Origin of the sequence: Acinetobacter sp. ABJ-A23_2 (assembly GCF_044538765.1) — a bacterium.
Classification (GTDB): Bacteria; Pseudomonadota; Gammaproteobacteria; order Pseudomonadales; family Moraxellaceae; genus Acinetobacter; species Acinetobacter nosocomialis_A.
Genome location: NZ_JBIUCP010000026.1, coordinates 18208 through 33003 on the forward strand (window position 1 = coordinate 18208; position 14796 = coordinate 33003).

Below are 14796 nucleotides of genomic sequence, written 5' to 3' on the forward strand. Positions count from 1 at the left end.
TTTTTATTTCGTATGTCACTTGCTCCAAATATTCAACTGGATGTTGAAAAAAGAAAGTAGTCCGAGCTACTAAAAATTCTAAGGAGATATAAATGAATATAGCTACAAAAGTCACTCCAAATATTATTGCAACAAAGGATGTGTCACTTGAAGATAAATATGTAAGTGATAACGGTACAGCATATATGACTGGCATTCAGGCACTTGTTCGGTTGCCCCTTGCCCAAACTCGCCGTGACGCGATGAATGGTTATCATACTGCTGGTTTTATTTCTGGTTATCGCGGTTCTCCTGTTGGTAACTATGATAGTTTCCTTTGGCAAGTTCAAGGATTACTTAAATCCCATAATGTTGTATTTCAACCTGGTGTAAACGAAGACTTGGCTGCTACCGCTATTTGGGGTACCCAACAAGTTAATCTTTCAGGCCAAGGCAAATATGATGGAGTGTCTTCATGGTGGTATGGTAAAGGCCCGGGTGTTGACCGTTCAGGCGATGTACTCCGCCATGCTAACTTAGCTGGTACCTCTGAACGTGGTGGTGTCGTTGCTTTATTTGGTGATGACCACTCATGTAAATCTTCTACAATTCCTCACCAGTCTGAACATGTCATGATTGGTTGCGGTATTCCAATTTTCTATCCAACATCCGTTCAACAAATTTTAGACTTTGGTGTTCACGCCATTGCAGTTTCACGTTTTTCTGGCCTCTGGTCTTCAATGAAGCTCGTCAGTGAAATCGTAGAAACTTCCGCTTCTGTTCATGTCGACCTAGACCGTGTTACTCCGGTTATACCAGAAGATGTTAACTTCCCAGAAGGTGGCGTTAACATTCGTTGGCCAGATCACGGCATTCAACAAGAAGAACGTCTTTATAAATATCGCTTACCTGCTGTTTTGGCTTATGCCCGCGCCAACAAAATCAATACCGTAACATGGCCTTGTGAAAATGCCCGTATCGGTATTGCTGCAAGTGGTAAAGGTTATTTAGATACCATTGAAGCTTTACGTATTTTAGGTATTGAAGATGAAACTGCTCAGCAGCTTGGGCTACGTGTTTATCAGGTCGGACTGATTTGGCCGTTAGAACCTCAAGGCGTTCGTGAGTTTGCCGAAGGTTTACAAGAACTGATCGTTATTGAAGAAAAACGTCCAATTATTGAAACACAAATTAAAGATGAGCTGTACTCACTGCCTGATGGCAAACGTCCACATGTGATTGGTAAAGCAACTGACGGCAAAGGCGAATGGAGTACTTCTATTGAAGAAGCACCGCTCATTGGCCACTATGAATATCAGCCTGAACCTATTGCAAAAATGTTGGCTGCTCGCTTCTTAAAACTCGATATTCCAGAAAGCTTAAAAACACAAATCCAAAGCAGAATCGATTTACTGCTAAAAGCAGAGCAAGAATCTAAACGTGTTATTGATCTTGCTGAACGTAAACCATATTTCTGTAGTGGTTGCCCACATAACTCTTCAACAGTCGTGCCTGAAGGTAGCCGTGCATTAGGCGGTATCGGTTGTCATTATATTGCCGTTTCACTTGACCGTGGTACTGAAACGTTCTCTCAAATGGGTGGTGAAGGTGTAAGTTGGGTGGGTGCATCACCATTTACCAATGAAAAACACATTTTTGCTAACCTTGGTGACGGAACTTACTTCCACTCAGGTTACTTAGCAATCCGTCAGTCTATCGCTGCAAAAACTAATATTACCTATAAAATCCTCTACAACGATGCGGTCGCTATGACAGGTGGTCAGCATGTAGATGGTCATTTGAGCGTTGCACAGTTAACTCGCCAGCTCGCTGCCGAAGGTATTAAAAAACAAGTTATTGTCACTGATGAAGTTAAACTATTAAACGAAGAAGACGGTATTGCACCGGGTGTCGAAATTCGCCACCGCAATGAGCTCGACGCAGTTCAACGTGAGCTTCGCGAGGTTTCTGGTGTAACCGCTTTAATCTATGTACAAACTTGTGCCAGTGAAAAACGCCGTCGTCGTAAACGTGATGCCTACCCTGACCCAGCTGAGCGTTTATACATTAATAGTGATATTTGCGAAGGCTGTGGCGACTGTTCGAAAAAATCAAACTGCTTATCTATTGAGCCAGTAGAGACTGCTTTAGGTACTAAACGTCAAATTAACCAAAGTAGCTGTAATAAAGACTTCACTTGTGCCGAAGGGTTCTGTCCTAGTTTTGTGACTGTTCATACACGCGACATGAAACGTCCAGCTAAATTTGAAGGTATTGGTGCAGGCTGGCCAACATCACCAGTCATCCCACAATTATATGACGTTCCAAGTCGGATTATGGTCGGTGGTATTGGCGGTACAGGTGTTGTGACTATTGGTGCACTGCTTGGTATGGCGGCTCACCTCGAAGGTAAAGCAACACGTGTGATGGACATGGCAGGTCTTGCGCAAAAAGGCGGTACGGTTTATTCATACGTTCAACTTGCAGCAACTGATGAACAAATTTCTTCTACCAAAATTCCAGCAGGCCAATGTGAATTACTCATCGGTGCAGATGCGGTAGTCGCTGGTGGTAGCGCTGCTCTCTCTCGCTTAAAAGATGATGCTTTGGTTATTGTGAATGAAGACAGTACTCCTACTTCTGAGTTTATTAAATCTCGTGACTGGTATGCACCAATTACCGATTTAATTGATCGTCTTCGTGGTCGTGTTCGTCAAGGTCAACTGGTTTCTCTGCCAGCAGCTCGCATTGCAACACAACTGTTAGGTGATTCAATTTATACCAACCAGTTATTACTTGGTATGGCATGGCAATCTGGTCGCATTCCATTACTGCGTGAAAGCATTGAAAAAGCAATTCGCTTAAATGGTACTGCTGTTGAAAAGAACCTAGAAGCTTTCCGTGTAGGTTGTCATCTTGCAAGTGACCCAACTTTAGCTGCACGCTTAGTTGCGGCAATGCCAAAAACCAAAACTCCGCAAACTTTGGCTGAACTTGTTGAAGATCGTTCTGCTCGTTTAACAGACTACTGGAATGAAGCTTATGCAGCTAAATACCGCACACTTGTAGAATTGGCAGCTAAAAAGTTACCAGAAGAATTAACGGGTACCATTGCAACTCAGCTTTATAGAGTTATGGCGTATAAAGATGAATATGAAGTTGCCCGTCTTTTAACAGGTAAGAGCTTCAAAGAATCGATTGAAACCCAGTTTGGTAAAGGCTTACGTTTAACATATCATCTTGCTCCACCAGCGTTACTTGGTGGTCTGAAAAATGTCCGTAAACGTGCGTTTGGTTACTGGATGCGCTTCCCAATGATGATACTTGCTCGCTTACAATGGCTTCGTGAAACTTTCCTTGACCCATTTGCACGTCAAGAAGAACGTCAACACGAACAAGCATGGCGTGACCGTTACATTGCATTTGTTGAAGCACTTGTTGAAGCACCAGACAATCATAACTTGGTAGTTGCTGAGCAAATTGCAAAATTACCAGCAGAAGTCCGCGGTTATGGTCATATCAAAATGAAAGCAATGGACGCTGCAAAACAACGTTGGGATGAACTTACACCAACACTGCTAAAAGTCCGTAACTAAAATTAAATCTCAAAATAAAAAAGTCATCCTTAGGGATGACTTTTTTATTGGCTCAAAAATTTACTTAGTCATTTTACGTAAAGTCAAAATCTGCTCGCTTCGTCCAAATGGGCCATACACATCATGTAAAACTGCACTGGTTAAACCAATACCATCCGAACCATATTGCTGAACGGTTTCCAGACCTAGCCATTTACCTTGCGGATAACGGTGCATGTGGATTTGTAAATCAAGATTTGGAAAGCCCCAAGTAAATTCGCCTTCTTGTCTTGGGACAATGCCGTTTGCCGCATCTACCATGCCAATCAAATGGGCAAAATCTGTGGTCGGCTGTCCTTCAACCATTTCTTTATCATTATTGAGCCAAACAATGCCTTTGCCTGAGCGATGCTGAGCATCAGTTTTAGTGACGAGTGTCTGGATAAAACCACCCGGCCATCTTTTCATGCCCGACCATTCAGTAAAGGTATCGGGATGATGAATTGGTTGATCTTCAAGCCCCGCAATCTCGGAACTGTCTTGAGTGCACATGCGCCATGCTCTAGCCACAATACAAGTTTTACCTTGTGCTTGCATTTCGGCTTCAATCAATTCAATGGTTTTACCGGCACGAATCACATGTGTCTTAATCGTAAATTCACCAAATGCAATCAATCCAAAAATATCAAAACTAATTCGACCAATTCGCATATCTTGTCGTGGTGAAAATTGTTCTAGCTCAGCTGCGATGACACCACTTGCAGGCGCCATGTGCTGTTCATGAGGATTCCAAGCCCCTTGTGCATGAACAGTTGAGCAATAATAAGCAATAACTTCACCTTGAGGACCAATTGTTCTATTCAGTAATTGATAATAAGCATTCATGATTTTCTTTCCGTAGTCCTTTTCCAACATCAATATTTGATGAAAATTCACGTTTTAATGCTTATGTTAACCCTCTATTTCAATGGCTCAACTGTTTTTTCCTACCAAAAACTGATGAGTCTAAAATTACAAATTTAATCACTAGGTAAAATTTCGCATGTCAATTTCACCCAGCGATTCTAGAACTTACCATTCACTAAAATGCAAAAGCATCTTGATCGAGCTCCATCACAGATTCAGCTCCAGACTCAATAGAAGCGGCATGGCTCTGTGTACGATGTAAAAGTTTTTGATAGAAAAACTTAGCTGTCGTTAATTTTGCTTTATAAAAAGCTTCTTCTTGTGTACCCGATTCTAATTTTTCATGGGCAACTTGTGCCATTCGAGCCCATAAATAAGCGAATACGACGTAACTAGAAAAATAAAGATAATCTACTGAAGCTGCCCCTATTTCTTCAGGATTGTGCTTCGCTTTATCGGCAATAGTTTTGGTCAGTGACAGCCATTGTTGCTTAAGCTCAGCTAATTTTTCTAGATAAGGTTTCAGGGTTTCACTAGATTGCTGTTGATTAATAAATTGATCCATTAGATCGGTCATGTTCTTTAAAAGTTTGCCTTCCGACTTGAGGACTTTACGTGCAAGTAGATCTAAAGACTGAATTTCGGTCGTTCCCTCATACAATGTTGAGATACGCGCATCACGTACAATTTGCTCCATACCATGCTCAACAATGAAGCCATGCCCGCCAAATACTTGAACACCATGCTTTGCAGATTCATTGCCTGATTCTGTTAAAAAAGCTTTAGCAATTGGCGTTAAAAAAGCCAGTAATTCATCAGAGTGTTTTTGCTGTTCTTGATCGTTTGAACTTTCAACAATATCGACATGCTGAGCCAGAAAGTAAGCCAGTGCACGGCCGCCTTCAGAAAACGCTTTTTGCGTCATTAACATTGAACGCACAGCAGGATGCACAATAATTGGGTCGGCATTCTTCTCAGGATATTTAGGACCAGATAACGATCGCATAGCGAGTCGCTCTTTGGCATAACTTAATGCGCCTTGAAATGAAATTTCAGAAGCAGCAAGCCCTTGTACTGCTGTTCCAATACGCGCGGTATTCATAAAGGTAAACATACAATTGAGCCCGCGATTTTCAGGACCAATCAAATAACCTTTGGCACCATCAAAATTCAGTACACAGGTGGCATTTCCATGAATCCCCATTTTATGTTCAATCGCACTACAAACGACTTTATTACGGTCCAGCACCTGAGCGTCATCACTCACATTAAATTTAGGCACAATAAATAAAGAAATGCCTTTAGTCCCTGCAGGTGCTTGAGGCAAACGAGCTAAAACAATATGAATAATATTTTCAGAAAGATCATGCTCACCTGCCGAGATAAAAATCTTTTCACCCGTAATTGAGTAACTACCATCCGGATTTGGTTCTGCTTTCGTTCTAATTAACCCAAGGTCCGAACCCGCATGTGATTCGGTTAAACACATGGTTCCGGTCCAGACGCCACTAATGAGTTTAGTCAAGAACTTCTGTTTTTGTTGCTCGGTGCCATGATGCTCAATTGTTCTCATTGCGCCATGAGACAGGCCTGGATACATCGCCCAAGCCCAATTGGAACCACATAACATTTCAGAAATAGCAATCCGCAGCAATGTTGGTAAGCCTTGCCCACCATATTCCGGGTCGGCAGTTAATGAGGTAAATCCAAGCTCAGCATATTTTTGGTAGGCTTCTTTAAAACCTTTCGGCGTTGTGACTACGCCTTGATTTAAATGACAGCCTTCCTGATCACCATTTTGATTTATGGGTGCCAACTCATTTTCACAAAAATCTGCTGCTGCCTCTAAGTATTGATCAATTAATTCTCGATTTACGCTTTCCTGATATTTACTTAAACCTTGATAGTTCTGTTCTGTTTGAAGCATTTCATGCAGTACAAATTGCATATCACGTAATGGAGCTTTGTATAAAGGCATAGTTTTTTTCCTTTCACCTCACTGCCTGTGTCATGGGCAGATATCGTTTTTCCTTAAAATGGACTTTTTATTGTTTCAATCTCACCAAAATATCAAAAAATTTCTTATAGCAAAATATATTTTCACTAATTTAATAAAAATATCGTAAATAAGAAATAGATATAAAACATAAACACATGTTTTAAAATAAAAATATAGAATAAAAAGTAATTAGCACTGCTTAATTAGAATAATTTTAAATTTTGTATTGCAAAATTTTATTCCGTAAAAATTCAATTTATAGTATGGTGATTAGATTGCTTAATTATCCAAGGACGATTCATGGAAAGCCCGAAATACACAGGTCTTGAGTTTTTAACCGCTTTAAAAAATGGTGAAGTTTCTCCATCACCTATGGCTCACACCATACCAATGGAACTCGTTGAAGTTTCCGAAGGTAAAGCAACTTATAAAGTTACTCCTCGCAAAGAACATAGAAATATACAAGGCGGTGTACACGGCGGCTTTTGCGCCACAGCTTTAGATACAGCAACAGGCAGTGCAGCTCACACTTTACTTGAACATGGCATTGGCTATGGAACCATTGATTTAAATGTAAAAATGATCCGCCCTATGCAGGTTGATACGTCTTACTATGCGACAGCCGAATTAATTAATGCGGGCCGGAATATTATTAGTACCGAAGGAAAAATCGTAGATGAAAGCGGCAAAGTGTATGCCTTTGCCTCGGCAACCTTAATGATTATTCGCAAATAATAAAATTTTAAAGCTCCTGTTTAGGGAGCTTTTTCTTGCTTTGCAATCTTGCCCATTTCATAAAAATCTAAGCGATCAATCATAAAACTTAATATTGCCATCGCTAAACCTAAAGCAGCACATGCTTCCCATCCCCAGTGTTTCCATGCATACACCGCAATAAAAGAACCCAAGGCGGCTCCTCCAAAATATAAGGTCATATAAATTGAATTAATACGAGAACGAGCCTCGGCCGAAATTCGGTAGACCAGATTTTGGTTGAGTACATGAAATGCTGACAAACCAAAATACGCCATAATCACGCCAACAGCGTAGGCAACCAAAGACTGCTGTGCAAAAAATAGGGGTATCCATGCACTCATTAATAACCCCATGCAAATCACTGCAATTTTATTTTCAAGACCTGCTGCAATTTTCTTGCCTGCCCATGGGGTCGCAAACACGCCAGCCAAGCCAACAATACCAAATAAACCAATCTGGAAATCGTTAAAGTGATAAGGCTCATTCGCCAAAATAAAAGTCATGGTGGTAAAAATGAGAGCCAAAATTCCAAAGCCAATTCCCCCTGCCAAACCACGGCGTAGTAAATGAGGCTGATGAACAGCTAATGAAAATAGCGAACCATAAATCTGTAGAATATTGAGTTGATGGGATTTTCGCGCCACTGGTAACTTTACCCACATTACCCAAGCAAACACCAAAATGACAATTCCGCTAATTAAATAAACCGCATGCCAAGACCAAACTGTAGAAAGTAAGCCTGCAATAGAACGTGCCAATAATATTCCCAAGAACAAACCACTCATGAGAGTCCCTACAACTTGAGGGCTTTTTTTCGGGCTGGCTAAACCCGCGGCAAAAGGAACTAAAACTTGAGTCGCAATCGAAAAGAATGTAGCTAAAAAGGTAAAGCCATATAAAGCTGGCAAGGTTTGACTTAAGGATAGCCCTACTTGTGCAAGCCCCGTACAACACATGAGCAGGCAAATATAACTACGCTTTTCAAAAAAGTCGCCTAAGGGAACTAATATAAAAAGGCCAACTGCATATGACAGCTGGCTAATCACAATAGTTAAAGCAACTTGATCAGCATTAACTTTTAATGCTTCTGCAATGGAATAGATTAAGGGCTGATTATAATAGTTTGAACCCGCACAAATTCCACATGTCATTGCCATGATAAAAATAAAGCTTTTTGACAGTATATTTTCTGCATTGGGCTCAACTATTGTTTTCATCTTTAACTACGCCCTATTTTAGAATTTATACAATGATACAAAGTTTATGCGTGATACATCAGCGGTTCTGCCATCAAACACTTCTCGTTTGCCTTGATGATATTCGATCCCAATATCCATTTGCTCAATTGGTGAATAGAAAACGTTAGCTGCGTAATCCGTTAAACGCTTGTTGGCGTCTGGGTTAAGTTTGGCATAAGCCGTGTCATCATCATAATCAAACATTGAAGCCGATAAGTTTGCACGCCATTGCTCATTAAATTTATATGAATAGCCAATATTGATGCTATTCAACTTATTCATAACCAAATCTGTTTTATCTTCGTTTAAAGAGAAATCACCCGCGGCATTTAAACTTGCTGAATTTGCCAACCCGCTTTGGGTGGTATATGGCATAAATTTTTGATCACCGACAATATATTGATAATTTGCTTGTACCGATTGTTGTGGCGTGAGTTGATATTTTAAGCCGCCTCCTGCACCCCAACTTACTTTTTTCACCGTGGCAGTTGCCACATCTGTAGACTTTTCATTAATAAAACCTTGAGCAAGGGCCGTTAAAGGACCTTGTTTAAAGGTATAACGACCCGTTAAAGTTGGAAATGCCGAGACTCTCGAACCTGTATATTCCAAAGCTACTTTTAAATCATTATTGGCATCAATTTTCCAGTCATAACGAATTTGAGGAGTACGCGTATAAGAGGTTCCCACAAATTGGGTGTAATCGACAGCTTCTGTACGGGTTTCCATGTTAGACATGAGTGACCATGTTTGACCAAAGGTCCAGTCTTTATAGGTAAAAAATGCATGACGGATACGGAATTTACCATCCCCCGTTCCCATGTTAGAGCTATCAAAGAAATCGGCTTCGATATTCCCTGTAACCGCTTTATTTGGGCTATTAAAATAAACACCGAGTCGACTAGCATTAATCATGGCATCAGAGCGCGCATGATTTGAACGCTTTTCACTTTCAAAAGGTGTTCGGTACAAACTGCTGGTCGTTCTCCCCCCCGAGTCAGGTGATGATTTAAAATCAACCGCTGCATCAACACGGGCAATACCGTAAACCTTCACATTATCTGTCCAAGTGACCCACGAAGGAGCAACAGGCTTCTCTGTTACAGTGGCTTTAGTTCTTTCAATATTTTCTTCAATTTTTACCTGTTTGACCTGTAAATTATTTTGAGTTTGTTTCTGAGCAGCAAGTTCTGCTTTTAATTTTTGCAGCTCAGTTTCTAGCAAATTAATTCTTTGTTCTGTCGTATCTGAAGAATTTGCAAAAATAGTCCCTGAAGCCGCAGCGCAAGCTGCAGCTAATATTAATTTTTTCATCTTTTAATCCTTAAAGAAGCGTTTTTCCGTGTGTATTTAGGCTACACGTGCATCGATTAGTTCACAGTCTGTGACGGCCTGTAGCTCATCAAAAGTTAAGCCTTCGACTATTTCCGTGACATAAGCTTTTTGGTCTTTGAGTTCAATAATGCATAAATCGGTATAAATACGATCTACACACTGCTCACCCGTCATTGGATATGTAATTTTCTTTACAATTTTGGGCTCACCTTTTTTAGTGACATGCTCCATATAGACATAAATCGTTTTTGCGCCGACTGCCAAATCCATAGCACCGCCGACTGCTGGTACATCATCTGCTTTACCGGTATGCCAGTTTGCCAAGTCTCCATTTACCGCAACTTGGAATGCACCAATCACACAAATGTCCAGATGGCCACCACGCATAATGTCAAACGAGTCGCCATGATGCATAAAGCATCCACCATCTAACAAAGTGACAAGTTCTTTTCCGGCATTAACCAAATCTTGATCTTCCTCACCAGGTTGTGGCGGTGGGCCAAAAGCTAAAACACCATTTTCCGAATGTAAAAAGATTTCTTTGTCTTTAGGCAAAAATTTAGCAACGTTGGTTGGTAAGCCAATCCCTAAATTGACATAAGAACCTTCAGGAATGTCATTGGCAATGAGCTTGGCAATATCTTCACGAGAACGTTTTTGAACTGACATTAGATATCTCCTACTTTTACAACGTGCTGAACAAAAATTCCCGGTGTAATAATGCACTCTGGGTCAAGCGTTCCTAGCTCTACGGTGTCATTCACTTGAACAATCGTGGTCTTGGCGGCTTTTGCCATAATTGGCCCAAAATTGCGGGCTGCTTTGCGATAAGTTAAATTGCCCCAGCGGTCAGCCTTATCGGCATAAATCAGTGCAAAATCAGCTTCAAGTGGATATTCAAGTACATAGTTTTTACCGTTGATGGTTCGGGTTTCTTTACCCTCGGCAACTTTAGTGCCATAACCAGTCGGCGTAAAAATAGCGCCCAAACCTGCACCAGCAGCCTGAATACGACAAGCCAAATTACCTTGTGGAACCAGTTCTAACTCAATTTTTCCAGCTCTATATAAGTCTTGAAAAACGGTTGATCCAGCAGATTTTGGAAATGAACAAATCATTTTTTTAACACAGCCAGCAATAATGAGCTTGGTTAGGCCACGGTCACCAGAGGCCGCATTGTTATTTACAACGGTGAGTTCTTTTTTTCCTAAATCGATTAAGGCTTCAATTAATTCAGCAGGTTGCCCCGTCACACCAAACCCGCCTGTCATGATGGTTGCCCCATCAGGAATAGCTTTTAAAATCGGTTCAATGTCACTGGTGATTTTATTTATCATCTCACTTGTCCCTTTTCATCCTTAATTTAAGGTGACAGATTGATCTGTCACTCTGCCTTTTGCGGGTTAAATAGTCGGTCTTTAATAAATAACAATGGAATTACCCCGCAGATAAAATAAGCCGCAGCCATCACCAAGAGTCCTAAGCCAATAGAACCGTTTTGCGATAGAAAACCAATTGTTAATGGAGAGAAAATAGAAAGTACTTTGCCAATATTATAAGCACCACCCACTGCCGAGCCTCGAATAGAAGTCGGGAAACTTTCTGTCATATAGGTGGCATTAATTGCGTATGGAATACCGTAAAGGAAACCGAAGAACAGCATCATCCACAAAATATTCGTAGGCGTATTTAAATAGACAATGACCGGAATAAATAAAGCTGTGCCAATGGTTCCGAAAGCGAATACAGCGCGGCGCCCTAATTTGTCGGCAACGATCCCTGCAATCACTTTGGCAAACATCATAATCAGGAAAGTACCGACCATATACATGGCCATTTCTTTAAACTTGATGCCTAGATCAGACTCTAAATAAGCCGGTAACCAGTTACTTACGCCGTAATAACCAAACTGCAATGCACCAGTACTAATAATCCAAAGCACAAACATGGTGCCATGTTTCTTATCTCTTAAAATCTCAAGATATGGATTTTGGCGTTTTTTAGGTTGGTTACTTTGAGCGACTTCTAGCGCTTTTAATTGACGCGCTTTTTTCCAAGACTCAGGTTCAGGTACGCAAAAGTGCATCAAAACTGACAACACCACAGGCGCAATTGCAATCCAGTAAAGGAAACGCCAGCCATGTTCAGGAATAATATGTCCAGCTAATAAGGTCGCGAGTAAAGAACCTAAGGTGTACCCCGTCATGAGAGTAGCTAAAACAGTCGAGCGATGTTTGGTTGGCACCATTTCAGACATTAAGATATTACAGGCAATATAAAGTGCGCCTAAACCCATCGCTCCAAATGTTCTTAAAACTGCAAATTGCATATAAGAATCAGTAAAACCCAGCGCACTAGTTAAAACTGAAGAATAAGCAATAAAGAACACAATAATGCGAACTCGCCCAAAACGGTCACACGCCCAGCCACCAATCAGACCACCCACTGCCGATCCAAAAAGCGTTAAACTGCCTAACGTTCCGGCTTGTACACCGGTTAAATGAAATTCTGTTTTAAGACTGGTTAGGCTCAATGCCAAAAAACCTAAGTCTGCCCCATCACATAACAATGTTAAAAAAGCGAATATAAATGCGGTAATCCAAATCTTTTTTGGTGTCTGGATAGCTTCACTGCTAGCCTTATTTTGTGCAACTGTTTCTGTTGTCATGTCCATATCCTCAGAAGGAACATGAGGCATCCAATGCCTCATGGCATTTGTTTTTTATTAGGTAGTAGCTTCCCTAATCATGTTTTTGGCAATAATAATTTGTTGAACTTGCGTGGTTCCTTCATACAAACGGAACAAACGAACATCGCGATAAAAACGCTCAATAGCATATTCACTGATATAGCCTGCGCCACCGTGAATCTGTACACAGCGGTCAGCAACGCGTCCGCACATTTCGGTTGCAAACATTTTTGCGCAAGATGCTTCTGTACTAATATTTTCGCCATTATCACGGCGGCGAGCTGCATCTAGGACCATACATTTAGCTGCATAAATCTCGGCTTTTGAGTCAGCAAGCATGGCTTGAATCAACTGGAAGTTTGCAATAGGCTGACCGAACTGCTTACGCTCAATCGCATAGTGTAATGCGTCGTTTAACATACGTTCGGCAACACCCACGCTATAGGCACCAATGTGCAAACGCCCTTTATCCAGCACTTTCATGGCCGTTTTAAAACCAACACCTTCTACGCCACCAATCAGTGCAGAAGCAGGTACACGGCAATTTTCAAAAATCACATCACAGGTGTGTGAGCCCTTTTGCCCCATTTTTTGGTCAATTTTGCCCAACGTAATGCCCGGCGTATTCGCCTCAACTAAAAAAGCTGAAATGCCACCCGATCCTTTAATTTCAGGATTGGTTCGCGCCATTACGGTAAAAGTTGCAGCATGGGGCGCATTGGTAATAAAACGTTTGGTGCCGTTTAACACATAAAAGTCACCATCTTTTACTGCACTGGTTTTTAAAGAGGCAGCGTCAGAGCCAGATTCAGGCTCGGTTAAACAGAATGAACCAATAATTTCGCCACTTGCGTAACGTGGTAAATATTTCTGCTTTTGCTCTTCTGTACCATCAATCAAAATTGCACTTGAGCCAATCCCGTTATTGGTGCCAATTAAAGAACGAAAAGCCGGTGAAGTTTGTCCAAGTTCAAATGCAACTCTGACTTCCTCTTCCATAGTGATGCCTAAGCCACCATATTCTTCGGGAATTGTAAGACCGAACAAACCAAGCTCACGCATTTGCTGCACAATGTCATCCGGAATTTTATCTTTCTCTACCACTTCGTTTTCACGAGGGATCAATTCATTTTTTACAAAATCGCGAATTGTTGAAAGTAACTGCTCCAACATCCCTTCATCACGGATCATCTGTGATCTCCCTTTTTATGTATTTCCATCCTACCCATCAGCCATCTCCAGCTAGTCTGGATACCATGTTTTAAATCTTGTTTACTGCGGATGTGTTTCATAGTACGAGAACAAAAATACAAATTTCAAGCTTTTTTGAAAATTAATTTCGTTTAACGAAATTTAAAATTAGACCATTACGCAATATCAATAACTTAGATATTTTAAAAGATAACAACTACGCTGTTAAAAGAAATAAGACTTGAAATAAATTCCAAAATAAGCATCATAAAAGGAATATAGTTTTGATGTGCGAAACAAGGAATTCAAAAATGAGTGTATCAATAGGGAATAATTTCGTAGAAGTCGACTTTTCTATTCAAAAAATAGCGATTGTAAAAATAAACCGACCTGAAGCAAAAAATGCACTGAATACAGAGGTTCGCAAACAACTAGCACAAGCTTTTACCGAATTAAGCTTTAATGATGAGATCAATGCGGTTGTACTCACAGGTGGTGAAGAAGTCTTTGCCGCAGGTGCAGATTTAAAAGAAATGGCAACCGCAACTTCAACAGAAATGTTATTGCGCCATACCGAACGTTATTGGAATGCGATTGCTCAGTGTCCTAAACCAGTCATTGCTGCTGTAAATGGCTATGCGTTAGGTGGTGGCTGTGAACTTGCAATGCATGCTGACATTATTATTGCTGGTAAAGGTGCAACCTTTGGTCAACCAGAAATTAAAGTCGGTTTAATGCCGGGTGCTGGTGGTACACAACGTTTATTCCGTGCTGTCGGTAAATTCCATGCCATGCGCATGATTATGACGGGTGCTATAGTGAAAGCCGAAGAAGCTTATTTGATTGGTCTTGTTTCACAAGTCACAGAAGATGACCAGACGATCCCCACTGCGATTCAAATGGCACAAAGCCTCGCAAAAATGCCTCCTATTGCCCTGCAACAAATTAAAGAAGTTGCACTGATGAGCGAAGACGTTCCATTAAATGCAGGCTTAACTCTAGAACGAAAAGCATTCCAGTTACTGTTTTCGACCGAAGATAAAAATGAAGGCGTTCAAGCTTTTATCGAAAAGCGTAAGCCGTCGTATCAAGGTAAATAATTTAAAACCATAATAACAAAGGAATGAA

At 40.9% G+C, this 14796-nt stretch carries 11 protein-coding genes; 3 read left to right on the plus strand and 8 right to left on the minus strand.

The annotated features are described in order from the left end of the window. Window positions 1-92: 92 nt before the first annotated feature. Complete coding sequence (locus tag ACH63V_RS10490; RefSeq protein ID WP_396463457.1) at window positions 93-3575, plus strand: indolepyruvate ferredoxin oxidoreductase family protein; 3483 nt, start codon at window positions 93-95, stop codon at window positions 3573-3575. Between the two features lie 60 nt (window positions 3576-3635). Here the strand turns inward: ACH63V_RS10490 and ACH63V_RS10495 are convergent, their stop codons facing one another. Next, entirely contained in the window at window positions 3636-4439 is an 804-nt protein-coding gene (locus ACH63V_RS10495; protein ID WP_396463458.1) for a thioesterase family protein, read from the minus strand. A 196-nt stretch (window positions 4440-4635) separates the two neighbouring features. Beyond that, the gene (locus tag ACH63V_RS10500; RefSeq protein WP_396463459.1) at window positions 4636-6438 is read right to left on the minus strand and encodes an acyl-CoA dehydrogenase C-terminal domain-containing protein; all 1803 of its coding nucleotides are present in this window, start codon (window positions 6436-6438) and stop codon (window positions 4636-4638) included. A 306-nt stretch (window positions 6439-6744) separates the two neighbouring features. Here ACH63V_RS10500 and ACH63V_RS10505 point away from each other — a divergent pair, with 306 nt between their 5' ends. After that, the gene (locus tag ACH63V_RS10505; RefSeq protein ID WP_396463478.1) at window positions 6745-7194 is read left to right on the plus strand and encodes a PaaI family thioesterase; all 450 of its coding nucleotides are present in this window, start codon (window positions 6745-6747) and stop codon (window positions 7192-7194) included. A 20-nt stretch (window positions 7195-7214) separates the two neighbouring features. Here the strand turns inward: ACH63V_RS10505 and ACH63V_RS10510 are convergent, their stop codons facing one another. Genes ACH63V_RS10510 through ACH63V_RS10535 form a run of 6 tightly spaced genes read right to left on the minus strand, consistent with a single transcriptional unit; the run spans window position 7215 to window position 13668 of the window. Beyond that, window positions 7215-8432 carry an MFS transporter gene (locus ACH63V_RS10510; protein ID WP_396463460.1) on the minus strand — a complete coding sequence of 406 codons (1218 nt, stop codon included), beginning with the start codon at window positions 8430-8432 and terminating at the stop codon, window positions 7215-7217. An 18-nt stretch (window positions 8433-8450) separates the two neighbouring features. Beyond that, window positions 8451-9767, minus strand: a complete 1317-nt coding sequence (gene dcaP, locus ACH63V_RS10515; RefSeq protein WP_396463461.1) for an outer membrane trimeric porin-like protein DcaP — start codon at window positions 9765-9767, stop codon at window positions 8451-8453. 36 nt (window positions 9768-9803) lie between these two features. Continuing rightward, complete coding sequence (locus ACH63V_RS10520) at window positions 9804-10457, minus strand: 3-oxoacid CoA-transferase subunit B (protein ID WP_206261359.1); 654 nt, start codon at window positions 10455-10457, stop codon at window positions 9804-9806. Next, window positions 10457-11125, minus strand: coding sequence for a 3-oxoacid CoA-transferase subunit A (locus tag ACH63V_RS10525; protein WP_000608704.1), 669 nt, complete (start codon window positions 11123-11125; stop codon window positions 10457-10459). The genes ACH63V_RS10520 and ACH63V_RS10525 overlap by 1 nt, the downstream gene beginning before the upstream one ends. Before the next feature lie 47 nt (window positions 11126-11172). Then, complete coding sequence (locus ACH63V_RS10530) at window positions 11173-12456, minus strand: MFS transporter (protein ID WP_396463462.1); 1284 nt, start codon at window positions 12454-12456, stop codon at window positions 11173-11175. Between the two features lie 57 nt (window positions 12457-12513). After that, a complete protein-coding gene (locus ACH63V_RS10535; RefSeq protein WP_005304187.1) occupies window positions 12514-13668 on the minus strand; it encodes an acyl-CoA dehydrogenase family protein in 1155 nt (384 codons plus the stop codon). 311 nt (window positions 13669-13979) lie between these two features. On the opposite strand from ACH63V_RS10535, the gene ACH63V_RS10540 reads away from it, so the two are divergent. Continuing rightward, entirely contained in the window at window positions 13980-14768 is a 789-nt protein-coding gene (locus ACH63V_RS10540; RefSeq protein ID WP_396463463.1) for an enoyl-CoA hydratase, read from the plus strand. The last annotated feature ends 28 nt before the right edge of the window (window positions 14769-14796 follow it).